The organism is Phycisphaerae bacterium (assembly GCA_018003015.1).
Lineage (GTDB): Bacteria > Planctomycetota > Phycisphaerae > UBA1845 > PWPN01 > JAGNEZ01.
The window spans coordinates 44910-69185 of record JAGNEZ010000017.1 but is presented as its reverse complement, the minus strand read 5'-3'; the positions used below and the strand labels follow the sequence as shown (position 1 = coordinate 69185).

Here is a 24276-nt window from a genome sequence, read left to right as displayed (position 1 = left end):
GATGTCTTGAACGTTCCATCGGCCGGCGGAGACTCCTCTGCTCAGACAGGTCCGTGATGGTCTGGGCGGCTGGTTCGCCGTTGCTGTTGAGCGGGGGCTCGTTGCCAGCAGGCCGCCTTGGCGGCCGTTCCCCCCAAGTCGAGCTCATCGACCAGTCGCTGACGACGGGCTGGACACACTATAAAGACCTATATACCCCTAATACACTCTAGCCACGCATCAGGCGGGCCAGTCCCGTCCTGGCGCGTCCGGCTCGAGCCACTTCTTGATTGGATTCCTGGTGGGAACCTGGTCCGTTGCCGCCGCGGCCCGAGTGGGCCGCATCAGCAACCGGTTAAGGCCGCCTCGGGGTGCACGGGGGCCAACAATCGCCATCACGAGTGGCGAGCCTGGCCGGGAACGGTGAAGGGCGTCCGACCGGAGACGGGATCGATGAAGCTGTCCGCGGACGTCTGCTTCCCGGACAGGAGCCAACCTGCGCACGTCGCATGCTCCGCTCACTTCGGCGTTTCGGCTCCTGCCCGCGTCTCTTTCTCCTTCTCGGCCAGGACTTTGAGCTCCGCGTAAATCTTTCGCGCTGCCGCCACGCGCTTGAGCAGATCGTCGCCCTGGACGGCCAGCTGCTTGACCGCACGGTCGGTCTCGACCTTGCCCGCGCGGTCGGCGGCCTTCGCCTCGGCCACGATCTTCTCGATCTCGTCCAGCCACCCGTTGGTCTTGTCGGTCAACCTCGACACCGCTTCTGGCCGCCAGAAACGCAATCCCTCACGAACGACGTAGACCGGTGTGGTGTGGGCGCTGAGGCCCTCGGCGGCGCTGACCCGGGCGGCAATCCAGAAGCCGCAGCCTGCGTCGAGTTCAAAATCAAGCTTGACCTCGGCCTGGCCGTTTCCGCCCGTCTGGGCGCGAATGACCTCGCTGTGGCGGACGATCTCCAGCTTGATCGGCGTCATTCGGGCGGGATCGCCCCACGCCCGGGCCTGAACACGCAGCTTGCGATTGCCGCTCACCCTGACCTCATCGCCGGGCAGAGCCTCATCGACCTTGAACTCGATCATCGGCCCGTTGGTCACAAAGGTGCGTCCTTTCTTCATCCCCTCGAACCAGCGATCCGCGTTGAACTCCCCATCGCCGACGAAGCTATAGACGCGGACCTCGCCCACCGTGCCGCCCCAGGGCACATCCGAGCCGGCGCTGGCCGTGACTTTGAAGCCCAGATCGAGGAAGTCGTAGAACAGGTCCGTGCCCAGGTGCGCGAATTGCAGCAACTCGACGAAGTCCACCTTGCTCTGAGGAATGCTCACACTCATGTCGCGGTGGACGTGGAACGCCGGACCGCAGACGTGGGCATAGCCCCACAGCCCGCCCTGTTGATGGACCGTGTCCGCCACCCAGTCGTAGGAGTAGTACTTATCCGTGTCGCGGACCATGCTGGTGATATTCATCGAAATCGTGTGCCCGATCTGCTGGTGGGTGCGCGGGCATTCCTGGCCCGGCGACAGAATGTAGTCGCCGTCGATGACGCGATACTCCTTGCCGAATCCGCGCTGCTCGAACCAGGTGCGGTAGATATCACCCATCTTCACGATATTGGCCAGATGAATGTCTTCGGCCTTCACGTAGGTCATCAACCGGCGGGCATCGTCATCGCTGAGGATGCGGTTGTGCACGTGATCGTCGCCAGAGTACCAGCCGAGCTTGCGCAGGTCGGCCCAGCGATTGACCGTGTAGGCCTTCTCCGTTGTCTGGTTGGACGTGGTCGTGAAGCTGTCCTGCACGGGTACGTGCTCTGCCCCGCGCCGAACGATGATGCGCCATTCACCCGCCGGCACGACCATGTCGAAGGGGCCGGGCACCACCCAGTAGTAACCCCACAGGCCGCCGGGGGTGTTCATGATCCGGTGCGAGGTGGCCGCACCCTGGCTGTCGAATTGAGCGCTAAAGTCAACGACGTTGCTCGGGCGCACGTCCACGTCCCCGCCGGTCACCCAGGTCAGCCGAACCATGGCCGGGGTCGGTTTGCCATCCTCATCGAGAATGCGGATCTTGAGCCGGGCCTTGTCCTGGCTGATTAGATCGACGGGCCAGGAGACCGCCTGGCCTTGATTCGCTTCGAAAGCAAACGCGAGCGTGGTTCGAAGCGCCGGGACGCCGGTGAGACTGATGAGAATCCAATTCGAGCCCGGGCCAATGCCGCGTACGGCCACGACCGCGCGTTCGCCGCGGATCTCGGTCAAATCCTGCTGGGCGGTGACGAACTGGGTGCTGCCGGGTCCGTTCTCCAGGCAGATGAGCACCGCTCCCCTGTCGCCGGGCAGAGTGACGAAGCCTGCCTGGGGCGGAGTGAGCTTGCCTCCTGCCAGGGTCACGCGCATCAACCCCGGGCATTTTGCCAGAAGAGCGATGAGGTCCGTCTTACCCTTTTCCAGCCGGTCCTGGGCGGCCTTCTTGTCCTCTTCCACGGCGGCTTTGCGCAGCTGCTCCTCGGCCTCGCGGAGCCCGCGGTTCAAGTCGTTCAGTACCTGCCGGCCCGCCGGGTCGAACAGGTGAGCATGCTGGCGACTCAGCAGTCCAGCCAAGCCGGCGGCGTTGACCGCCTCCGCCAGAGCCGGGGAGGCGCCCAAACCCGCACACAACAAGCCCGATAGGATCGCCATTGTCGTTCTCAATGCTGTCCTCCTTGTCGAGACAGGCCGGTCGGCCGAAGGATCACGACCACGCCGAGCGCTGCCATGATCATCACCAGGAGCACCGCCCCCGCGGGGCTTCCACCGCCGGTTTCCGCCCCGCGGTGTGAAGAGGCCGAAAGAAGATGAGGTTCCAGGCTAGCTGCCGGGGCAAGGCCCGCAACGGCGGCCGCCGCGAGCCGCGGAGCCACGGCACCGCCCGCCAGGGTGCAGCGCGCCTGCATGAGGCGAGGACCGCCCGTCGCCCATGGGGATACCGCCGAATCGACGCTTTCGACCACCAGTCGAAAGCCATCCCCCCCGGTCACGTTCAGGAAGCTGAGGGCCGGCTGCCTGGTCCAGAGGCCGTCGGAAAGGGTGATTTGGCTGCCCACAGCCAACCAGGAAGGCGTCCGGGCGAAGTACGACAGCCGGACCTGATGCCCACTGAGACTGGTCTTGTGGCTGCCGCCCAGGTCGACCGAGGGTTCGTAGAGGGGAATCAGATCCAGCCGACGACCGTCGATGAGCAGGCTCAGCGGTTCGATCAGCGTCCCGGCGAGATATCGCTCGTACGCGGCCCGCTCTTCGGAGGAGACCGTATCGTCGCCGTCGCGGTCCATCTGTCGCCGCTGCAGAAGGGATTGCCACTCGCCGAAGATCAGCTCGACGTCCACGTCGATGTTGGCCCGGTCCACGGCGAGGGCGACACGATGTTGAACACAATCCATGAGGACGGTGTGAGCGGTCAACCGCGAGTCGATCAGGAGAGCTGCCGCCGCCGACAAGACGATCGTCGTGCACACGGCTCCTGCATCGGAATGTGCCTTACGATAGAACATGCCGGGGCTCCCGGAATGACGCCGCAAGCGTAATCCGAGAACCTCACGGTGTCCACAACTCGAAGTGGCAGAATCGCGGCGGACATCCGAGCGGACCGCCACCCCTTCTCGCTTGCTCGTTGCTCACCGCTGCCTTAGGGCAGGGCCGAACCGGGAGCAATGAAGTCCGCGTGGAGCTTAGTGGGATCCTTCACCACGCTGCCGCTGGGATAGAAGTACTTGGGATGGATGCCCTTACCGGTGAAAGGACGCGCTGCGGTATCTTCGGAGCTCACGTCCGCGCTCAACGCCTCGGCATGCCCGTCGAAGAAAGCGGCATTGATTGTGTCCTGGTTCTTGTGACGCCAGGAGTACTTCTTGGCGAAGACATACTCGCGGTTGTTGGCGGCGGATCGGGTCGAAGGCGGCGTGGCGGTCAGGATGCCCTTGGTGTCCGCCGGCGCACAGGTGTAGCTGATGGGCATGCCCGAATCCTCGCCGGCGAAGAAGCGAAGCCCGTCGGCCGCAAAGACCTTCATCGACTCCCGGCCGAGACGCCCGTGCTTGGGCACGTAGCTGGTGGGCGGCACCACATCCCAGGCGTCGCTTTGACCGATGTCGCTGCCGGAAGCCCGGTACTTGGAGCTGCCGCCCTCGTAGTAAACGCTGGGGCCACCACGGACGATGGTGGACATGGTCATGTAGCTGACCGCCTGGATGAATGGCCCCCCGGAGCCGCCGCTGCCGGTGTAGGGGCCGGCCATGTGCGGGTTCATCGGACAGTTGAAGACGCCGGAGGTGAGCTGGGTCAAGAGCAGGTTGCGCGTCTTGTTCGGGTCGGTACCGAGAGCCGCCTTGGGGATCGACTTGGGGCCCTGCATCAGGGCCCGCAACGGCGTCGCGTAGTCGTACCACTCGACCACGAGGGGATTGAAACCTGGCTTGAAGGGATTCCACGGCGGGCTGTTGGCGTTGACGTAGTTGGCCGCCCAGTAGTAACCGGTGGTGAGCGGAGAACCCGGAATCCACTCGCGGTCAGTGCTCTGGTAAGTACCTTCCGCCTTCGCAATGCTCGACAGGTTGGCCAGGCAGACGGCGGACTTGGCCTGATCGCGGGCTTTCTTGAGCGAAGGCAGGAGAATACTGATCAGCAGGGCGATGATGGCCACAACGACCAGGATCTCAATGAGGGTAAAGCCGCGCAATCGCCGAGCCGGTCCGGGTCCGCTCCCTCTACTGGCCATACCTCGCCTCCCGTCCGCATTTCGAGCACTTGTCCGGCGTATCCAGCTTGCGGTACGTGTTCCACACGTTGACGGTCCCGCACGCCCGGCATCGATACGCCGGGGCCACGGAGGTCTTCCCGCACTTCGGACAAACGCCGGGTACCAACTCGCCCACCTGGGGCACGTCGCTCCTCATGTAACCACAACCCGGCGTCCAGCAGGCCATGTTCACCACCATCGGCTCGCTGCCGGCGTGCAACCCTCGGTACGCCAAATACACCCCTCCCAGAACGAGCACCGCGATCAGACCATACCGCAGTCCTGGCTTGAGCCCGCCGTCCTCGGTGGTGAGCAGACCTTTGCTCATGGTTCGCACTTATCGTAAAGAGAACGCCCCCGGATGGCAAGCATTTCTGAGGTCTTGGGGTGTTCGGCCCCTCCCTTCTCAAGCCAGATCGCTCAGCCACCCTGTGAATTCTCGCCAGCAGCTCCCGTGGCCTCGAGTGAGCCACAAAGCCGCGCGCGTGGAATGGGAAAGTTCCCTGCCATTCTCAATCAGGATCGCGATCGGCGCGGGTGATGGGCCACCCACCCCTTTCCGGCGCGATCGCGTCCACCGTGATCGAGGCGAGACCAAAGCGAGCCACCCGTGCTATGATAGCCGCCGGTGTCCCGGTTCGAGGTGAATGAGCCATGATCCGCGTACAGTGCCCCCACTGCCACCGCCGCTACCGCACGATGACCGAGGCCATGGGCAAAACTGCCGTCTGCACCGGCTGCAACGAGAGCTTCCGCATCGGCGAACAGCGCGTGCCCTTCCAGTGGAAAGAGACCGATCTGGGCGAGGATTCCTGGATCGGCGTGCCCGCCCCGAAAGAGAAGAAGGAGTATCGGCAGTGCTTCATGTGCGATGCCCCCATGGAGCCGGGCATGGTCCGCTGCCCAGAGTGTGGGGCCAACCAGGTCACCGGAGTCGTCCAGAAAACCCGAACGCAGGAGGAGGTGGAAGCCCGCCCTTCGCTGTGGAGCAAGCTGCCTACCCGATGGCTGGTGGTCAGCCTCACCCTGTTGGCCCTCGGAGGTGGAGTCTACGCGGTCTTCTCCTGGACACGCTCCTCCGCCAACCGAATGGCCGACCAGATGGCGGATGAACGTCTGGTGGCCCGGGTGGCTGCATTGCTTAGCAGGGGTGCCGACGATCTCGATCTGGCCGCGCAGTTCGCCGGCCAGGTCACCGACGAAAACCTCGATCGCTACCTGGTCATGCTGACTGCCCGTGAGGAACATCGCAGACGAGCGGTCACCGCCCTCATCGGCTGCGGACGAATCCGCCAAATCGGACCCATCCTCAAAGCAGCTGAAGCAGAGACGATGGGCACCTCGGGACGCCGGATCCTGGAACTCATGGGACCCCGACGGCTGGTCGAACTGGCATGTGACCCTGCCGAATCGATCCGCGAGACCGCCGCCGCGGCCCTCTGCAGGATATCCGACATCCAACCGAGCGAGGACACCCTCCGTAAGCTGGCCGCCCCGGCCACAACGACCGAGAAGACCCATACCCTCAATCTTCTGTGCCGACCCTGGCCCCAAGCGACCGGCACCTTCCAGGCGGTCGTAGGCGAAGAGCGATCGCCGTTCCTCGTCCAGGTGAACCAAGTCGGGCGAACATTCTACTTGCGTACCGATTGGGCGGAGTTCGCCACCGTCCCCGGCCGCCAGCGTCTCTTCGAGATTCCAATCGAGCGATGGTGTGCGGCCACCGGCCCGGCGGTCGACGTGACGGCTCTTCGCCAGATGCTAGCCGGCTCAGTCACGTTGTCGTCCCCGGTCGGAGTCGGCTGGGAAGGTACCATCCTGTTGCGCGTCAAGCAGGCGCAACTGGACAGACTGCCGGGCTTCCTGCCCTTCCAGCCACCACGCAGGGAACGAGATACCGAAGTCCCCATCAGGCTGGAACGGGGACGATAAACCTCACAGCGGGAAACCTCACAACGGGGCTGCGCAGATGGTGACGATGAGGAGCGTCGTCGGCCAACCGGCGTCCCAGGCCACGGTCAGGATATCGTTGGCGATGAGGTTGGCTTCCAGCTGCTTCTCGCGGTCCGACGTGAACGTGGCCTGCACGTTGACCACGGCCGCATGCTGAGGCTGAGCTTGAATCTGGCGCAGTTGATCGAACTGCTTGGCCGTGACCGGCAAGGGTTTCGCTGGCGGCGCGGCGACGGAAACCAGGGGCGCCGCGAAGACCACTGCCGCAAGGACCGTCATCATGAGGCTTGACCGCATGGCAAAGACTCCTTCGTTCACTGCGCGCTACCGGTGCCCGGCTCCTGCGGCGGAGCGATGACCATCATCATCGCGTGCTCGCCTCGCGCCCACAGGGTCTCGAACGTCTTCCGGTCTTCCGAATGTAACACCTTGGCCGAAGCAGGGTCAAGGTAGTGGATTCTATCGGCGGTTTCGTCGCCGGCGGTTTTGGTAAAACCGATCACCACCACCGCATGGTTGAACTTCACGTCGTTCTCGTGGCGGTTAATCACACAGATGACCGGATAGCCCCGCTGACAAAGCCAGTAGCCCAGACTGGCTGGCGGTTTTCCGTCTAGGGTGCCCGAGAGGGTCAGCAAATACAGTCCCTGCGTCTCTAGCCACGCTTTAACGTCAGCGACCCGGGTTTCGTCCAGGTTGGCCATTTTGAGTGACTCCCGGATCCCCTTCTCACTGAGCTTCCGCTGGTCCGTCAGGTAATTGGCGGCCATGGCGGTGCAGGCCACCAGGCAACCGGAGTAGCTGCTCGACTCTTCGTAGGCCACCCGAAGCGAGCCTTGCGGGTACTTGGCGAACTGCTTGGGCGCACAGCCGGTGAGGAGTCCAAGGGTGACGAGGGCGACGCTGATCCTGACCAGGCTCATCGGACCCATGATACCGCTGGAGCGGGACGGGGAAAGAGGCGCGGTCTCTGGCAGTCTGTTGCCCGGGCGGGTATCGTCGTGCGGTCGGCGATGCCGCGTGGCGGCACGGACTGAGCTGAGTTGTGGCAGTCATGAGCTGCCTTGAGGTACGATGATGAAGGACCAGGAACTCTACCAGGCGATCTCCTCGGCCGCCCTTCTGCGAGGCGAGTTCACTCTCCGCTCAGGACGCAAGAGCAAGTACTACCTCGACAAGTACCTGTTTGAAGCTCAACCGGTCATCTTGCGTGAGCTGGGGGAGCGGTTTGCCAAGTACGTCGGCCGTTCGACCACGCGCATCGCCGGGGCCGAGCTTGGCGGCGTGGCCCTGGCCGCCTCGACGTCGATGGCCAGCGGCCTGCCCTTCGTCATCGTACGAAACGCCAAGAAGGGCTATGGCACGCAGAAGATGTACGAAGGCAAGATCGACGCGGGCGATCGCGTTCTGCTGGTCGAAGACATCGCCACGACCGGCGGTCAGGTTCTCGAGGCTGCCAAGACGCTCAAGGAAGCAGGCGCGATCGTCGAGCGGATTGTTGCGGTGATCGACCGCCAGGAAGGTGCCCGCGAGAACATCGAAGGTGGCGGCTTCGCGTTTGCCGCCCTCATGACCAAGACGGACCTGGGCATTGACGAGTAGGCTCCAACCCGCATTTCTTACCGCACCAGTTCGACCCGGACGGTCACCGCCCCCCCTACTTGGGCGTCATCGTAGATGATCAGGGTGTAGCCGCCGGTCTGGGCGAGGGTGATCTGCACCGAGTTGATCCCGTTTTCCGCGGTGCTGGCATCCGGCACGGTGCTCGAACCGCCGTTGGGGGCAATGAGCTGGGCATAGGGGACCATCCCGTCGATCCTGCCGGTAAGGGTGATGATGATCTCCTCGCCGGCGATACCGGCGAACATGAGCTCCGCAGATCCACCGTCACGAGCGATGTTGACCGTCATGTTGTTGATGAGGACGTTGGACGGGATTTCAAGAAGGCTGCAGGCGCAAGCCAGGGCCGCCAGACTCGCCACGCCCAACGCTGCCCGCCGACTCAAACGCGATCGTGACATGTATCGTTCTCCCGAAGCGGAACCCCGGCCGTACCTCCGGCAAGTCCGTCGTTCATCTTCGTGTCTGGTATTATACCCGCCTCGGCCCTCGTGGGTCATTGGCGAATTCTGCAGGCATGCGGCGGTTTCTGGGCGCCGACCCAGGATGGCCTGTATCGTGGAGCAACGCCCGCCCGGGGTGATTGCGGGCAGCGAAGCTGGAAAGGAGATCTCATGAAGCGGTCGATTCTGGCAATGACTCTCGGCGTCCTTGGATGGGGGCTGCTCGCCGTGGCGGCGGAGCCGCGTTTTGCCGATCAGGTCCAGGCCCGAGGAGACGCGCGAGCCCGGCTGGAACGAGCGGTGAGCCGGCTGTGCTCGGCCCCGCTGAACGATGCCAGGTTCGCCCTCTCCGATGTCAGTTTCGAGTTGACCCGGCGGTTCACCGAGTACAGCGGAGACATCTCCGGACGGCTACTCGGGGCCCTCAATGCCGCCGAGCCGGTCCTGGGGCGAGACATCGCGGCCATCAACGAGTTGACCGGCGGGTTCCAGCGCTACCAGCGGCCCGGTGGCCACTTCGGCGCCGACCAAGACCTGGATAAGGAAATCAACCAGCAGCGCGACATGCCCATCCTGTGGGGCAACGGCCGGCTGCTCTGGGCCCTGACCCAGCGCTACCAGCAGAAGCCGAGGTCCGAGGTCCTGGTCATGGCCAAGAAGCTCGGCGATTACGCCCTTGTCACACACAAGTATTACGCCAAGGAGGAGAACTTCCGCTGCGTCGGCGGCGTGTTTGCCTCCGGCTTCACTACCTGCTATCCATCGCTCATTGAAGGCCTGGCCACCCTTGGCGAACTCACCCGGGATTCCAAGTACACCCAGGAAGCTCGATCGATCGGCCGGCTGGCGCTGCTGGATGGGGAGTTCGACATGCACCACAGCCATGGCCGCATGACCAGCTTCCGAGGCATGCTCGAGGTGGACCGGGTTCTGGGATCGTCGGAGTTCCTGGCCGCCGTTCGCAAGGGCTACGACCGGATCAGCTCCGAGTATCAGTTGCCCACCGGTGGCATCCTCGAACTGTTCGACATGAATTACGGGCGCGACGAGGGCTGTTCCGAGGCCGATTGGCTGTGGCTCAGTCTCATGCTCTGGCGGGTTACGGGCGAGAGCCGCTACCTCGACGCCGCCGAGCACACGTTGCGGAATCACCTGCTGGCCGTGCAGTTCCGCAACGGCGGATTTGGGCATCATACCTTCCGGCCCGCCAAGGCGGAGCATGGGAACGTGCCCGGAGCGGGCATTGAGCACTACGGATCGGAAGCCTATTGGTGCTGCTCGATGCACGGTGCCCAGGTGCTGGCCGATCTGCCGCACTACGGCGTTCTGCACGACGGCCGGCGGGCGCTCGTGACCTGGCTGGCGGAAGTGGACGCGAAGTTCCGGGTGGGAGATCGCGAGGTCACCGTGACCACCCGCCGACGAGACCCCACGGAATGGCAAATTGAGGTCAAAGCCTCTTCGCGGGGCGAGATCATCCTGGCCCTCCGCGTGCCCGCATGGGCGGGTCACACCGGGCTCCGAATCAACGGCGAGGACAGGCCCGACCAGGACGGCTGGGTCGAGCTGACCGTGAAGGATGCGGACCAGCTCGCGGCCAGGGTGGCGTTTCCCCACACTGTCCGGCTGGCGGGCCCGAGCACCCACGAGCCCGCGACGAAGGGCCTGGTGCGGGTCTTCGCCGGAGCGGACATGTACTGCCTGCCGGATGTCTCCGTCGTCGATGGCCTGACGGACTCCGCCTCGGCTCCCACCGTGGTCATGGCAACCGGCGACGCAGCTCAGGGTCGAATCCCGGTCGTCATCGAAGGGCTCGGCGGCAAGACACAACGTGCGGAGCTGGTACCCTTGTCCGCCCGCCCCCTGGGCGGTTGCCGATGCTTGTTTCACGTGCGAAGCGTGGACGCCCCGGCATTCCAGCGACTCTCCCAGAGGGCAGCCGCGCCGCCGGTGTCCGGTCGGCCGATTGAGCTGGTTTTCGCCTCTAGCAGTCGCCGCATCATCTACCTCAACGGACAGGAGATCCTGCAGTACCAGGGCTGGGAAGAGTCGCCGCACATCGAGTGCTACGCCAAGCCGGGTAAGAACGTGATCGCCGTCAAAGCCCAGACCAAGGGCGCCCCCTCCGCCATCATCGGAGTGGTCCGAGTTCAGGCCGACAGCGTGAACCTCGCCACCGGCCTGAAGACGTTCACGGCCATCCCCTGCCCGCCCGCCTTGCCGGCCGACCTGCTCACCGACGTCGGCACCAAGACTGGCGAGGCCGTCCCCCTCAGCGACTTGGGCGAATGGGGCGCCGAGCCGTGGAAGCACATACCCGCCGAGTACGCCGCCACCGGAGCTCGCTGGATCTGGCCCAGTCAGCCCGGCGGGGATGGCACCTGGTGGCTGTTCCGCGGGGAGTTCAACGCAGAATAGGAACCAGGCGACGGCGATGGCTTTTGGATGAGCACGAGGGGATCGGCACCCGAACAATCCGGAGGCCGTCCACCGCCGCCGACCACCGCGACACACGATTTGACAACCCGCCCCGTCGTCCGCATAGTGAGGCTAGCCGGGAGAACTCACGTATCCGGCGATCTCATGCTCAACGGGGTCTCTGCCCTCAGGAGAATCATCCATGCGGCTCTCGACTGGCTTCACCCTCGCCGTCCTGATCGGAACAACGGCCGCCCATGCGGCCGACGAACAGATCCCCACCGCTCGGCTGACAGTCCATACCGACCGACCGGGCATCCAAGTCAGCCCCATGTTGTACGGACTGTTCTTCGAGGAGATCAACCGGGCGGGCGACGGGGGACTATACGCCGAGATGATCCAGAACCGCTCGTTCGAAGACGCTCGGGGGCCGGTGGCCTGGACACTGGTCAAGGGCGAAGGCGGTGACGGGCGACTCTCCCTCGACAGGAGCGTCCCCCTCAACGACCGAAACCCGACCGCGCTGCAGCTCGAGAGCCTCTCAGCCAGCGGTTCGGTCGGAGCGGCCAACAGCGGCTTCCACGGGATTGCGGTTCGCGAGGGCAAGGCCTGCCGGCTCTCGGTCTACGTTCGCGGCGCGGAAGGCTGGAATGGCGAGCTGACCGCCTACCTGGAGAATACCGACGGCACGAAGACGTATGCCGAGTCAGCGATCACAGGCGTTTCCGGCGTGTGGAAGCAGTTCTCCACCGCACTTCAGCCCACCGCCACCGACCCGGCCGCACGCTTGGTCCTGCGGGTCAAGGGGCCGGGCAAGGTCTGGTTCGACATGGTCTCGCTCTTTCCGAAGGATACCTTCAAGGCCCGCCCGAACGGCCTGCGGGCCGACCTCGCCCAGATGCTGGCCGACCTCAAGCCGGCGTTTGTCCGTTTCCCCGGCGGCTGCTACGTCGAGGGCAACAAGCTGGCCAACGCGTTCCGATGGAAGGACTCGATCGGTGACCTCGCCCGCCGGCCGGGACACTGGAACCTCTGGGGCTATCGCTCCACCGACGGACTGGGCTATCACGAATACCTGCAGATGTGCGCGGACCTCGGCGCCGAGCCGCTGTACGTCATCAACTGCGGCATGGCCCACGAGGACTTCGTGCCCCTGGACAAGATGGGGCCCTGGGTACAGGACGCTCTCGACGCGATCGAGTACGCCAACGGCGGCACCGATACCCCGTGGGGCAAGCTGCGGGCCGAGGCCGGCCATCCCGAACCCTTCCACCTGAAGTACATGCAGATCGGCAACGAGAACGGCGGCCCACGCTACCACGAACGCTACGCCCTTTTCTACGACGCCATCAAGGCGAAGTATCCCCAGGTCACGCTCGTGGCAAACGAATGGCAGGGCCGACCCACCAACCGGCCGATCGAGCTGCTTGACGAACACTACTACAACAACCCTCGCTTCTTCCTGAGCCAGGCCGATCGCTATGACTCATACGACCGCCACTCCCACAGAATCTACGTCGGGGAATACGCCGTCACCCAAGGCTGCGGCCACGGCAACCTGGCCGCCGCGATCGGCGAGGCGGCGTTCATGACCGGCATGGAACGTAACTCGGACGTGGTGGCGATGGCCTCGTACGCCCCGCTGTTCGTCAACGTCGGCTGGCGACAGTGGAATCCGGATGCGATCAACTTCGACAGCGCCCGGGCGTACGGCACGCCCTCGTACTATGTTCAGAAGCTGTTCGCCAACCACCGCCCGGATGTGATCCTCGCCACCGAAGCCACCGCACCGGTCACGACCTCCAAGTCAATGGTCGCAGGGTGCGTCGGCGTCGGCACCTGGTCCACGCAGGCCGAGTTCAAGGACATCCAGGTCCGCCGCGGGGACCAGGTCTTGTACAAGTCGGACTTCAGCAAGGACACGACCGGCTGGAGAACGCTCGGCGGCAAGTGGGAAGTCAAGGACAACGCCTTCCGGCAAACCTCGCTGGACACCAACGTTCGGGCTTTCGCCGGCGATCGCGACTGGACTGACTACACGCTCAGCCTCAAAGCCCGCAAACTGGGCGGCGAGGAGGGCTTCCTCATCAGCTTCCGTTCTCGCGACGAGAACACCAAGAGCTGGTGGAACCTGGGCGGCTGGGGCAACGTTCGCCATGCGATCGAGGGACCCGACGGCCCTGTCGGCGACAGCGTGGCCGGCAGAATCGAGACCGATCGCTGGTACGACATCCAGGTCGAAGTGGCCGGCTCTTCGGCCAAATGCTACCTGGACGGCAAGCTGATCCACGACGTAAAGCTGGGCAGGGCATCGAAATCGCTCTACGCGGTCGCCGGGCGGACAGAGTCATCCAGGGAGGTGATCATCAAGGCGGTCAATGCCGCTGAGCACCCGCTGGATACCCGGTTCGAGTTGCGGGCAGCCAAGGACGGGCCGCACTCGGTGAGTCTCACCGTCCTGACCTCGGCCGACGCGGGCGATGAGAACTCGCTGGAACAGCCGACCAAGGTGGCTCCGAAGAACCAGGCTTTCATTGTTACCGGCCCTGAGTTCCGCCACACTTTGCCGGCCCACAGCGTCCACGTACTGAGAATCAAGGCGGAGTGACACGGGCCGGCAGAAGCTCGCTCATACTGCCGGCTTTCGGGAGCCGGCGAAACGAGTGATGCGGTCGTTTCGACCGGTCACCGATGCGGAGGCAAGCGACGGGCCGATTCCGGGCCCCGTCTGAACGACTTGCCTTCCCGTGTCGCCGGACTGGTGCTAGAATCCCCTCGGTGTGAGATCGGTTGTCCATAGGGTCTTTCAGAGGATTGAACGATGCGCGGGACCATGGGTGCGATGATTGCAGCGGCGACGATGGTGTGGGTGTGCTCCCCGGCCTCGATGGCCGCGCCGGCCTGTTGTGCAAAGGATGCCGGCACGATCAACTGCGGGCCGAGCTGCAGCGGATCTTGTGCGGGGTGCGCGGGCATGAAACTGGGAACGCAGGCCTATACCTTCCGGCTGTTCACCTTCTTCGAGGCGGTCGACAAGGCCAAGCAGCTCGGCCTCGACTTCATCGAGGTCTTTCCCGGCCAGCAGGTCTCGAAGGACATGGGTGACGCCAAGATGGGTCCCGACCTGACCATGGCCCAGATGGCCAGAATCAAGAACAAGCTGGATGAGGCCGGTATCCGGGCGATCGGCTATGGCGTGGCCGGTCTTGGCAAGGACGAAGCCGAGAATCGCAAGGTCTTCGACTTCGCGAAGGTCATGGGGATCACCACGATCACCGCGGAGCCTCCCGAGGACAGCCTCGAACTCATCGACAGACTCGCCAACGAGTATCAGATCAACGTGGCCATTCACAACCACCCCAAGCCGTCGCACTACTGGAACCCGGACACGGTACTCAAGGCCATCAAGAACTGCAGCAAGCGCATTGGTGCCTGCGCGGACACTGGGCACTGGGTCCGTTCGGGACTCGACCCGCTGGAGTGCCTCAGGCAACTTGAAGGCCGCATTCTCTGGTCGCACTTCAAGGACCTGAACGAGAAAAACCCCAACGCCCACGATGTTCCCTGGGGCACGGGGGTCTGCAATGCCAAGGCTTTGGTGACCGAACTGCACCGCCAGGGCTTCAAGGGCGGCGTCATGGCCGAGTACGAGCACAATTGGGAGAACTCCGTGCCCGATTTGGCCAAGTGCGCCGAGTTCTTCACCACGACCTATGGGGAGCTCGTCAAGCAGGCCAAGGCCAAGGAGACCGCCCAGGAGAAGGAAGACGACAAGCAGCAGTAGGATCGCGGCGAGCCTGCTTCTGCACACTCCACGGGATGGAATCACACGGGCCGACCGAGCACGCACCCGGTCGGCCCGACTCGTGCGCCGGCGTTGCGAAACGCATCCGCAGGGGTTAGGCTTCCCCCTTTTGACACGTTCCAGGACCGAGGACGGAGCACCTTCAATGGACCAGCCGATTTCGCCCGCCGGCATGCGGGCCTCCCGGGCCTTGCTTGGAGCAGTGGTCCTGCTCTCGGCGTCTGGGCTCATGTTCGAGTTGACGCTCACGCGGATCTTCTCCGCAACCATCTGGTATCACTACACTTTCGTCGCCATCTCGGTGGCCCTGTTCGGCTGGGGATTGGGCGGGTTCCTGGTCTACATCCTCCGGCTGGGTCGGCACGGCGACACCGTTCGCCAGATTCTGGTTGCCCTCTCGTTGCTGCTGTCGCTCACTCTGGCCTTGTTTCCGTGCGGCATCCTCAAGTTCCCGCTCTCACCCGAGCGGCTCAACTACTACCTCCTGTTGAGTGTGCTGCCGTTCCTGACCGGCGGAGCCGCGTTGAGCCTGGCCTTCGAGTCGCACGGCAAGGACTCCAATCGCCTGTACTTCGCCGACTTGGTTGGAGCGGCACTGGGTACGCTGGCCGTGCCGGCGGCGATCAGTCTGCTCGGGGCCGAGACCGCGGTCATGGCCATCGCGGTTCTGCCGGCCCTGGGCGCGGTGCTGCTCAGCTCCTCGATCGCCACCCGGTCGCGGGGGCCCTGGACCGCACTGGCCGGCCTAGCGGTCCTGGGCACGGCGGCTTTCAGCGTCTGGAACTTCAAGACCCAAACGTTCACGATCAGCAACGCTCCCGAAAAGGCCCTCTACAAGCTGCTCGCCGCCCATCCCGGAGCTCAGATCACCAGCGACAAGTGGAACGTGTACTCTCGGATCACCTCCGTGCAAGGCTTCGATGAGTTCCACCTCGCCCGGTTGTTCATCGACAGCGATGCCGAGACGAGTGTCCTCCGCTGGGACGGATCGTCGGACCAGCCGGAGGATGCCCGCAGCTGGTTCCGAGCCTTTCCCTTCCGCCTGGCGAACGAGCCGGAAGTGCTGGTCATCGGGCCGGGCGGCGGCACCGACGTGGTCATGGCGATCGCGGCCGGCAGCCCTCGCGTCACCGCGGTGGAGATGAACCCGCTGATGATCGACTGCGTCCGCCGCCTGGGCGACAAGGCCGGCAATCTCTACGACCATCCCAAGGTGAATCTGGTCCTGGACGAGGGCCGCAACTTCATTCAGCGGACGGACCAGAAGTTCGACTTCATCGTCCTCGGATTCGTCGACTCGTGGGCCTCGGTCGCCAGCGGGGGGCTCTCGCTGACCGAGAGCTACCTGTACACCCGCGACGCCCTCGAGGCCTACTACGACCGTCTCACCGACAGCGGCGCGCTGGTGATCATCCGCTGGCCGACGGACATCCCTCGGCTGGTCTCGAACTCGGTTTCCCTGCTCTCGAAGCGGGGTATGCCCATGGAGGAGATCGGCAAACACATCCTGGCCGCCAGCATTCGCAAGAGCGAGGGGGCCGAACCCGTCGAGACCGTCTTCATGTTGACGCGTTCGCCCCTCTCGCCCGAGAAAGTCGACCGGTTGCTGGCCGGACACGAGAAGGCCCACATCTACCACGCCACCTCGCGCGTATCAGAGCCCGTTTACGCTGACCTGTTCTCCGGCAGGATTGATTTCGATCGCTACACGGATAGTTTCGATACTCTGGCGACACCGGTGCCGGACGATCATCCGTTCTACTTTGCCACCGACAAGCCGTACGGAATCGCGAGCTTCGTGACCCGATTATTCACCCCGTTCGTGGTGGCGGTTCTGGTGGTCACCGCTGTGATCCTGGGCGGCGGTCGGGTGCTGGGATTCCAGGCGCCGGGTGGACGAGCGGTGGCCTACTTCGGGGCTCTGGGCATAGGATTCATCATCTGCGAAGTCTCGCTCCTGCAGCGACTCATCCTCTTATTGGGCCATCCGATCTACACCCTCGTGGTTCTGCTGTTCACCCTGCTCGTGGCCGGTGGCCTGGGAAGCCTCTTCGCCCGGCGGCTGGACCCCACCCGGATCGGCAAGGCGCTGGGCTGGATCATTCCGGCGATCGTGTTACTCATCGCCTTGGCCGCGTTCGGCTTGCCCACCCTGGTTCGGGCGGCTCTGCCGCTGGACCTGAACACCCGGATCGCGGTGGCGGCCGCGTCGGTGTTCCCGTTCGGCTTCCTGATGGGCATGCCGTTCCCCCTCGGTCTGCGCCGATCGGCCCAAGAGGAGAACGGCCCGGCCGTCTCCGCCCTCTGGGGCATCAACGGCGTCGCCTCCGTGGTCGGTTCCATCGGCGGCACCATGCTTGCCGTGGCCGCCGGCTTCACCTGGGTCTTCCTCGCGGCCGCGGCATGCTACGCGATCGCCTGGACGGCCCGACCGCGCTGAGGCGGCAATAGCGGAACGGCGGCGACGTTAGTATGGAGGTTGACCTTGGCGGCTGCCGCCGGGGTCGAGACGGGGTTGCGCGGGGCTGCGCCGTTCATAACTCTCGAATCCACAAGGAGAAACATGATGTCTCGGGTCACAATTCTGACCGCCGGCCTGTTGTTGACGATCGGCCTGGTGGCGAGCGCCGAGCTTCGGAGCGTCGCACAGGCGGCCGATCAGGCCGCTAAAAGGCGGGACGCCGTTGCCCAGAAGGCCGCAGGACCGGACCGGGTCAAACTCCTCCAGAAACACCCTGAACTGGACGGCAACCATGACGGCGTGCTCACGGACCAGGAGTTGAAGGACGGCCGGGCCAGGATCAGAGATGCTCGCGGCCTGAAAGGGGACAACTTCAAACCCGATCCCCGCATGTTCAACTGGTTGATCGAGCATCTCGCAGAGATGGACCTCGATCGGAACGCGCAGCTGAGCCGCGACGAACTGCTGAGGGCTCGGGATCAGTACGGAGCGATGAACCGGGCTGCCGCGGCCAACCCGGAGGCAATCCTCAAGCAGTTCCCCGAAGCCGACACCAACGGCGACGGCATGCTGAGCCGCGAGGAGTACAAGGCCTTCACCAGCACCAACCCCGCAGCCGCCAAGCTCATCTTCTTGCAGCGACATCCCCAGGCGGACACCAACGGCGACGGCACGCTGAGCGACGAGGAGTATCAGGCTGCTCAAGGCAAGGCGAAGCCCGACGCCAAGGCCGCCAAGAAGCCCGCCAAGAAGAAGAACCGCGACCCAGAAGCCGCTGACTCGACCCAGCCATAGGACTCCGGGACCGACTTCTCACTTGGCGGAAACGACCGTCGATCATCGCCCACCGGGGATCACGCCCCGCCCCGCCCTTCCAGCTTGACGCCCGCCAGCCCGTTGATTGCTGGCAGGGGTCAGCAGGTTCGGCTATCCTTGAGCAGCCTGGGTGGCCTGTTTCATGAGATCGGCAGGCCCGCCGGCAAGGCGGCAGGTCCGGGATCTGCCCCATCTCAGGAGACGGGATGGCTGGAAGTCTGCCCTACGCGTCCGTCACGCCCCCCGACTCTCTGCCCGTGCGCCCACCCAAGTTCCGTCTCCGGCGGGGACGAAACTGGTTCTTCATCGGACTGACCTACGCCTCCTACTATTTCAACCGATACAATCTGGCCATCGCCAAGACGGACTTCTGTCAGGCCTTCGGCTTCAGCAATGTTCACTACAGCTACATCACGGCCGCCCGTAGTTGGAGCTATGCGGTCGGGCTGGTGGTGAACGGCCTGTTGGCCGACCGGTTTGGCGGCAAGACCACCATGGCCGTCGGCGGGTACGGCACGGCCGTCATGAACCTCCTGTTCGGTCTGGCGGCCTACCAAGGGCTCATGGGCCCGATGTTTGGCGTCCTCGGCTGGTTCGTACTCCTCCGCGGGATCGACGGGTATCTTCAGGCGTTCGGCGCCCCCGGCATGGTGAAGACAAACACCGCCTGGTTCGCGCGTCGGGAACGGGGGCGGTTCGCCGGCATCTTCGGGCTGATGATCAACCTGGGGCGATTCATTAACAACACCATCAGCCCGCTTCTGCTGACGGGATTCACGATCTGGAGGTATCAGTTCCCGGCTTGCGGTTGGCAGTGGGTGTTCTTCGTTCCGGCCGGCTTCGTGACCGTCATCACCACGCTCATGCTCCTCCTGACCCGGAACACTCCGGAGGAAGCGGGGTATGTCGGCGTGGTCCAACATGAAGACGGCGCGGACCAGGACCGAGAACCTCTCTCCCTGATCGCCGTCGCCCGCACGATCATAGTCAACCCGTTCATCTGGCTGACCGCCGGGGCTTACTTCTGCACCGGTGTGGTGCGTTATGGCGTGGATGACTGGTTCCCGGCGTACTTTCGGGAAGTCCAGAAGGTCTCCCTGACAAGCTTCGCTTTTCAGCTTGTCGCATGGGGCCTGCCTCTGGTCGCAACGATGGGCTCGATCCTGTCCGGATATGTCTCCGACCTGCTCTTTCAGGGTCGGCGGGCTCCGGTGGCAGCCGCACTTTACTTCATCGAGACGGTCATCATCCTGATCGGAGCTCAGGCCGGATCGAGTTGGAGCATGACGGCATCGCTGCTGTGCATCGCCTTCACCTGCAACTCCACTCACTCGATCCTGGGTACGGCGGCCCCGATGGACATCGGCGGGCGGAAAATGGCCGGCTTCGCCACCGGATTCATCGACGCATTCCAGTACCTGGGGGCAGGCGTAGCGGGGCTGGTCATCGGGTGGCTGATCGACCACTACGGTTGGGGCTCCTGGCTGTATAGTATGGCTGGTTTCGGTGTGTTGGGTGGTATTCTGATGTTGATCATGTGGTCCGGCGAGCGTCGACAGGGTGGTGTGGCATGGACTCGGCCACCGCAGGTCAAGGCTTGACGCTGCCGGCCGCCCAACGGCGTTGAAGGTCCACGCACATGGCCAACCTGGAAGGATTGCGTGTCACTTGCTTTGAGGGCCGGATGGCCTCAGAGATGGTCGGGCTCGTGGAGCGTATGGGCGGTTCGGCACGGTCCGCGCCGGCAATGCGCGAGCTGCCTGTACCCGTCGGGCCGAACATGCGGGCTTTCGCGGGGCAGCTGATCGCCGGCCAATTCGACATTGTCATCTTCCTCACCGGGGTGGGCGCAGGGGCGCTCATGTCACTCGTCGAGCCGTACTATCCTCGCCACACCGTCATCGAAGCCCTGTCCAAGACGGTCAGCGTGGTTCGCGGCCCCAAGCCGCTGGCCGTTCTGCGCGGCTGGCACCTCAAGCCGACACTCCAGGCCGGCGAACCGAACACCTGGCGCGAAGTCGTCGAGGCTCTAGTCAAGGCCGGACCACTGACCGGCAAGCGGATCGCGATCCAAGAGTATGGCGAGCCGAATCTCGCATTGGTCGAGACCTTGGAAGCGCATGGGGCCAGAGTCACTCCCGTGCCGGTTTACATCTGGGGGTTGCCCGAGGATCTCGAACCGCTCCGCGAGGCAATCCGGGCTCTGTGCGACGGCCGGACCGACGTGGTTGCCTTCACCAGCGCCCAACAGGCCCGCAATGTTCTTCAGGTGGCCGCGGACATGGGTGTCGAGAATGGCCTTCGCGAGGCCCTGAAACGCACCGTGATCGGCTCGATCGGCCCCACGGCGAGCGCGGCCTTGCGCCAACTCGGCCTGGGCGTCGATTTCGAGCCGGACCGTACCAGAATGGGCCATCTGGTCCGCGGGCTGGCCCGGTCGGCCACGACCCTCCTCCGGCGGAAAAGGGCGTCGCTTGAAGTCGGAATCGACACGAGCCGAGCCGGTCGGCTGGAGCTCATCTGGCCGGCGGATGAGTGCGGAGGGACGACCGACCCGCTGCACGACAGCGCCTTCCTCCGGGCGTGCCGGCGCGAGAAGACCGAGTACACGCCGATCTGGCTGATGCGCCAGGCGGGGCGGTACCAGCGAGCCTATCGCGAGATTCGTTCCAGGGTCTCCTTCCTGGAAATGTGCAAGCGGCCCGACCTGGCCGCCGAGGTCACGGCGATGGCGGTCGAGCAACTTGGAGTCGACGCGGCCATCATCTTTAGCGACATCCTTCTGATCGTCGAACCGATGGGCGTGGGGCTCAGCTATCAGGAGGGCCACGGCCCGATGATGTCCCGACCGGTGCGGACCAGCCAGGACGTGGACGCCCTGCCGGGCATCGAGCCGGCCGAGTCGCTGGCCTGTGTCTTCGAGGCCATCCGCATGGCCCGGCGGGCGCTGCACCCCGCGGTACCACTGATCGGCTTCTGCGGTGCCCCGTTCACCATCGCCAGCTACCTGATCGAAGGTCGTTCGAGCCGTGACTTCCGCCAGACCAAAACGTTCATGTACCGCGACCATGGCGCCTGGTACGCCCTCATGGACCGACTGGTCTGCGATCATGCCAAGTATCTCAACGCCCAGATCGACGCCGGCGTGCAGGCGGTTCAGCTTTTCGACAGTTGGGTCGGCTGTCTCAACGAGGCCGACTATCGTGAGTTCGTCATGCCACACATGCACGCGTTAATCCATGCGATCAAACCGGGTGTGCCGATCATCCACTTCGGCACCAACACGGCTACCATCCTGAAGGCGATCAAGCAGGCCGGAGGCGACGTCATCGGCCTGGATTGGCGCGTGGACTTGGCCGAAGCCTGGCAGGAACTGGGGCATGACGTGGCCGTCCAAGGGAACTTCGACCCCGTGGCCCTGTTCGCCACGCCGGCGCGAATCCGTAAGCAGGCCCAGGTCATCCTCGACCAGGCCGCCGGCCGGCCGGGACACATCTTCAATCTCGGCCACGGCGTCCTGCCGGACACACCGGTCGATCACGTCATCGCCCTGGTGGATGCGGTCCACGATCTGAGCAGGCGATGAGCGAGCGATGGGCGATTCGTCATGAATGATGAGCATGCGGTGAGGAGTGAGTGGAGAATGCGGAGGTGATTCCCAAACGAGTGATCGTCGTTGGCGGCGGGATTGCCGGGCTGGCGGCCGCTCACCGCATTGTGGAGCGCACCGAACAGGTTCGCCGGCCGGTCCATGTCATCCTGCTCGAATCGACGGGACGACTGGGTGGCAGCATCGTTACTCATCGCCGCGACGGCTTCCTGGTCGAGGGCGGACCGGACTCGTTCATTACCCAGAAGCCGTGGGCCATCGCTCTGTGCAAACGACTCGGCATTGACAACCAGGTCATTCCCACCGACGCCGACCGGCGGCGCGTCTACGTGGTCCGCCGGGGCAAACTCTTTCCCATCCCCGAAGGTTTCCTACTCCTGGCTCCGACGCGAATCATGCCCTTTGTGACCAGCCGCCTGTTCTCCTGGCCGGGCAAGATCCGCATGGGACTCGACGTCATCCTGCCGGCCAAGAGACGACCGCCGGATGGCGACGAGAGCCTGGCCGATTTCGTTCGCCGCAGGTTCGGGCGCGAAGCCCTGGAACGTATCGCCCAACCGCTGGTCGGCGGCATCTACACCGCCGACCCCGAAACCCTCAGCCTGCGAACCACCATGCCCCGGTTTCTGGAACTGGAGGACAGGTACCGGAGCATCATCCTGGGCATGCGGGCCGGGCGGAAGGCGACCGCCGCACCGGGCAGAGGCGATAGCGGGGCCCGATACTCGATGTTCGTCTCCTTCGACGAGGGTATGGCCACGCTCACGGATACGTTGATCGGGCGGCTGCCGCCCGAGACCGCCAGGACCCGCACAGCGGTCGACAAGATCGAACGGGCCGGATCGCAATGGCGAGTCCTGGTCGCCGACGGGTCAACCGAGACGGCCGATGCGGTCATCCTGGCCTGCCCGTCGCACGCCTCGGCCAAGATGGTCGAGGGCATCGATCCCCTGCTCGGGAGTGAATTAGAGGCCATCAAGTACGCGTCGTCAGCCACCATGACGATGGCCTACCGTCGTGACCAGATCCGCCACCCGCTCGACGGCTTCGGCTTCGTCGTGCCGTCGGTCGAGAACCGCTCGATGATCGCGGGCACGTTCGGAAGCATCAAGTTCGCCGGGCGGGCACCGAACGGCTGGGTCCTGATGCGGACTTTCCTCGGCGGAGCGATCCAGCCGCACATCTACGAAATGGAAGACAAGGAGCTGCGCCAGGCGGTGCTCAAGGACCTCGCGGAGTTGATCGGAGCAGAGGGCGAGCCGAGATTCACCGAGATTCACCGCTGGCCGCTGTCCATGCCCCAGTATCCGGTCGGGCACCTGGAACGAGTCAAACGCATCGAGCAGCGATTGGCCGACCTGCCCGGCCTGGCCGTGGCCGGAAACGCGTTCGGCGGCGTGGGCATCCCGGATTGCGTGCAGTCCGGCGAACAGGCGGCGGACAGAGTCCTGAAAAGGATGAGTGACGGACAATGACAGAGTCTGGTGCGGAAAGCCTCGGGCCCCGGGTCGAGAAACCCTGTGGGCGATCTGCCGGTCGTCGCCATAGGATGACTGATCGCTGACTGCTGATCGCTGTGAACACCATGGACACCTACGAAACCATTCGCAGAGAGTCATTCACTTGGATCCGCGAGGCGGGGATGGTCGCCCGAGCTCGGTTCGGGATGGCGAGGACTTCGATCAAGCCGGATGCCTCGCCGGTTACGGATGCCGACCATGCGGTTCAGGCCGCCTTGCTCGACGCGATCGCGTCGCGCTATCCGCACGACGCGGTCCTGACCGAGGAGACCCAGGTCGACCCCCGCCGGCACGCGAACATCGCCACCGCCAAACGATGCTGGGTCATCGACCCGATCGACGGCACCCGGAACTACGCCCGCTCGGTTCCGCTATACTCGGTCTCGGTGGCCCTGGTGGAGAACGGCTACCCGGTGGTGGGCATGATTCTCGACCCGGCCGGCGGGGACATGTACTCGGCCAGCGCCGGCGGCGGAGCATGGCTCAACGAGCGGCGGCTGCAGACCGAACCGCCCTACTCCGCTGACGTGCTGATCGGCATCCCCTCGGGCACTCATCATCGCCTCCCGGCCGTCCTCCACCCCTGGCTGCAGAAGTACCGATTACGGAATACCGGCTCGACCGCCCTGCATCTGGCCTACCTGGCGGCTGGCGGCTTCGATGCCGTCTACCTGGGCGAGTGTCATCTGTGGGACGTGGCCGCCGGCTGGCTGATCGGCAACGAGGCCGGGGTGCGCACCCACAGCACGCTCGACCGGCCAGTGTTTCCGGTCGACCTGGCGATCGATGGCCACAAGGAAGTCGCCTATCTGGCCGCCCGGCCGGCGATGCTGGAACGTCTTTGGGCGGAGATGCAGGCGGCAGGAGAAGAGTAGACC

The 24276-nt window shown here is 64.5% G+C and carries 18 protein-coding genes; 11 read left to right on the top strand and 7 right to left on the bottom strand.

Annotation, left to right across the window (positions count from 1 at the left end; all coding sequences use genetic code 11):
* Window positions 1-497 precede the first annotated feature (497 nt).
* The 4 genes from KA354_09860 to KA354_09845 all read right to left on the bottom strand — a co-directional run bounded on the left by KA354_09860 (window position 498) and on the right by KA354_09845 (window position 5080).
* The gene (locus tag KA354_09860; protein ID MBP7934937.1) at window positions 498-2669 is read right to left on the bottom strand and encodes a CehA/McbA family metallohydrolase; all 2172 of its coding nucleotides are present in this window, start codon (window positions 2667-2669) and stop codon (window positions 498-500) included.
* Window positions 2666-3508, bottom strand: coding sequence for a hypothetical protein (locus tag KA354_09855; protein ID MBP7934936.1), 843 nt, complete (start codon window positions 3506-3508; stop codon window positions 2666-2668). Before KA354_09855 ends, KA354_09860 begins: the two co-directional genes overlap by 4 nt.
* Before the next feature lie 134 nt (window positions 3509-3642).
* The gene (locus KA354_09850) at window positions 3643-4731 is read right to left on the bottom strand and encodes a prepilin-type N-terminal cleavage/methylation domain-containing protein (GenBank protein ID MBP7934935.1); all 1089 of its coding nucleotides are present in this window, start codon (window positions 4729-4731) and stop codon (window positions 3643-3645) included.
* The gene (locus KA354_09845) at window positions 4721-5080 is read right to left on the bottom strand and encodes a hypothetical protein (protein ID MBP7934934.1); all 360 of its coding nucleotides are present in this window, start codon (window positions 5078-5080) and stop codon (window positions 4721-4723) included. Before KA354_09845 ends, KA354_09850 begins: the two co-directional genes overlap by 11 nt.
* Before the next feature lie 326 nt (window positions 5081-5406).
* Here KA354_09845 and KA354_09840 point away from each other — a divergent pair, with 326 nt between their 5' ends.
* A complete protein-coding gene (locus KA354_09840; protein MBP7934933.1) occupies window positions 5407-6684 on the top strand; it encodes a hypothetical protein in 1278 nt (425 codons plus the stop codon).
* Between the two features lie 18 nt (window positions 6685-6702).
* Here KA354_09840 and KA354_09835 read toward each other — a convergent pair whose 3' ends face one another.
* Both KA354_09835 and KA354_09830 read right to left on the bottom strand, forming a co-directional pair.
* Window positions 6703-7002 (bottom strand): hypothetical protein, encoded by a 300-nt coding sequence (locus KA354_09835; GenBank protein ID MBP7934932.1) that lies wholly within the window; start codon window positions 7000-7002, stop codon window positions 6703-6705.
* A gap of 17 nt (window positions 7003-7019) precedes the next feature.
* Window positions 7020-7637, bottom strand: coding sequence for a hypothetical protein (locus tag KA354_09830; protein MBP7934931.1), 618 nt, complete (start codon window positions 7635-7637; stop codon window positions 7020-7022).
* 145 nt (window positions 7638-7782) lie between these two features.
* Between KA354_09830 and pyrE the strand changes: the two genes are divergently transcribed.
* Window positions 7783-8307, top strand: a complete 525-nt coding sequence (pyrE, locus tag KA354_09825; GenBank protein ID MBP7934930.1) for an orotate phosphoribosyltransferase — start codon at window positions 7783-7785, stop codon at window positions 8305-8307.
* 17 nt (window positions 8308-8324) lie between these two features.
* On the opposite strand, the gene KA354_09820 is transcribed toward pyrE, so the two are convergent.
* Window positions 8325-8726, bottom strand: coding sequence for a hypothetical protein (locus KA354_09820; protein ID MBP7934929.1), 402 nt, complete (start codon window positions 8724-8726; stop codon window positions 8325-8327).
* 213 nt (window positions 8727-8939) lie between these two features.
* On the opposite strand from KA354_09820, the gene KA354_09815 reads away from it, so the two are divergent.
* The 9 genes from KA354_09815 (at window position 8940) to KA354_09775 (ending at window position 24273) form a co-directional block, all read left to right on the top strand.
* Window positions 8940-11186 carry a glycoside hydrolase family 127 protein gene (locus KA354_09815; GenBank protein MBP7934928.1) on the top strand — a complete coding sequence of 749 codons (2247 nt, stop codon included), beginning with the start codon at window positions 8940-8942 and terminating at the stop codon, window positions 11184-11186.
* 202 nt (window positions 11187-11388) lie between these two features.
* Window positions 11389-13794, top strand: coding sequence for an alpha-L-arabinofuranosidase (locus KA354_09810; protein ID MBP7934927.1), 2406 nt, complete (start codon window positions 11389-11391; stop codon window positions 13792-13794).
* Between the two features lie 213 nt (window positions 13795-14007).
* Window positions 14008-14970 carry a sugar phosphate isomerase/epimerase gene (locus KA354_09805; protein MBP7934926.1) on the top strand — a complete coding sequence of 321 codons (963 nt, stop codon included), beginning with the start codon at window positions 14008-14010 and terminating at the stop codon, window positions 14968-14970.
* A 166-nt stretch (window positions 14971-15136) separates the two neighbouring features.
* Window positions 15137-17431: a hypothetical protein gene (locus tag KA354_09800; protein MBP7934925.1), complete on the top strand. Its 2295-nt coding sequence runs from the start codon at window positions 15137-15139 to the stop codon at window positions 17429-17431.
* A gap of 126 nt (window positions 17432-17557) precedes the next feature.
* Complete coding sequence (locus KA354_09795; GenBank protein ID MBP7934924.1) at window positions 17558-18247, top strand: hypothetical protein; 690 nt, start codon at window positions 17558-17560, stop codon at window positions 18245-18247.
* Window positions 18248-18474: 227 nt separating this feature from the next.
* Window positions 18475-19869, top strand: a complete 1395-nt coding sequence (locus tag KA354_09790) for an MFS transporter (GenBank protein MBP7934923.1) — start codon at window positions 18475-18477, stop codon at window positions 19867-19869.
* 95 nt (window positions 19870-19964) lie between these two features.
* The gene (hemE, locus tag KA354_09785) at window positions 19965-21854 is read left to right on the top strand and encodes a uroporphyrinogen decarboxylase (GenBank protein ID MBP7934922.1); all 1890 of its coding nucleotides are present in this window, start codon (window positions 19965-19967) and stop codon (window positions 21852-21854) included.
* 83 nt (window positions 21855-21937) lie between these two features.
* Complete coding sequence (gene hemG / locus KA354_09780) at window positions 21938-23353, top strand: protoporphyrinogen oxidase (GenBank protein ID MBP7934921.1); 1416 nt, start codon at window positions 21938-21940, stop codon at window positions 23351-23353.
* A 110-nt stretch (window positions 23354-23463) separates the two neighbouring features.
* Window positions 23464-24273 (top strand): inositol monophosphatase, encoded by an 810-nt coding sequence (locus KA354_09775; GenBank protein ID MBP7934920.1) that lies wholly within the window; start codon window positions 23464-23466, stop codon window positions 24271-24273.
* Window positions 24274-24276: the final 3 nt, after the last annotated feature.

Bases quoted from the DNA above. Each gene is read 5' to 3' on its own strand.
- KA354_09855 (MBP7934936.1), bottom strand. From the start codon at position 3,508: ATGTTCTATCGTAAGGCACATTCCGATGCAGGAGCCGTGTGCACGACG.
- KA354_09850 (MBP7934935.1), bottom strand. From the start codon at position 4,731: ATGGCCAGTAGAGGGAGCGGACCCGGACCGGCTCGGCGATTGCGCGGC.
- KA354_09845 (MBP7934934.1), bottom strand. From the start codon at position 5,080: ATGAGCAAAGGTCTGCTCACCACCGAGGACGGCGGGCTCAAGCCAGGA.
- KA354_09840 (MBP7934933.1), top strand. From the start codon at position 5,407: ATGATCCGCGTACAGTGCCCCCACTGCCACCGCCGCTACCGCACGATG.
- KA354_09835 (MBP7934932.1), bottom strand. From the start codon at position 7,002: ATGCGGTCAAGCCTCATGATGACGGTCCTTGCGGCAGTGGTCTTCGCG.
- KA354_09830 (MBP7934931.1), bottom strand. From the start codon at position 7,637: ATGGGTCCGATGAGCCTGGTCAGGATCAGCGTCGCCCTCGTCACCCTT.
- pyrE (MBP7934930.1), top strand. From the start codon at position 7,783: ATGAAGGACCAGGAACTCTACCAGGCGATCTCCTCGGCCGCCCTTCTG.
- KA354_09820 (MBP7934929.1), bottom strand. From the start codon at position 8,726: ATGTCACGATCGCGTTTGAGTCGGCGGGCAGCGTTGGGCGTGGCGAGT.
- KA354_09815 (MBP7934928.1), top strand. From the start codon at position 8,940: ATGAAGCGGTCGATTCTGGCAATGACTCTCGGCGTCCTTGGATGGGGG.
- KA354_09810 (MBP7934927.1), top strand. From the start codon at position 11,389: ATGCGGCTCTCGACTGGCTTCACCCTCGCCGTCCTGATCGGAACAACG.
- KA354_09805 (MBP7934926.1), top strand. From the start codon at position 14,008: ATGCGCGGGACCATGGGTGCGATGATTGCAGCGGCGACGATGGTGTGG.
- KA354_09800 (MBP7934925.1), top strand. From the start codon at position 15,137: ATGGACCAGCCGATTTCGCCCGCCGGCATGCGGGCCTCCCGGGCCTTG.
- KA354_09795 (MBP7934924.1), top strand. From the start codon at position 17,558: ATGTCTCGGGTCACAATTCTGACCGCCGGCCTGTTGTTGACGATCGGC.
- KA354_09790 (MBP7934923.1), top strand. From the start codon at position 18,475: ATGGCTGGAAGTCTGCCCTACGCGTCCGTCACGCCCCCCGACTCTCTG.
- hemE (MBP7934922.1), top strand. From the start codon at position 19,965: ATGGTCGGGCTCGTGGAGCGTATGGGCGGTTCGGCACGGTCCGCGCCG.
- KA354_09775 (MBP7934920.1), top strand. From the start codon at position 23,464: ATGGACACCTACGAAACCATTCGCAGAGAGTCATTCACTTGGATCCGC.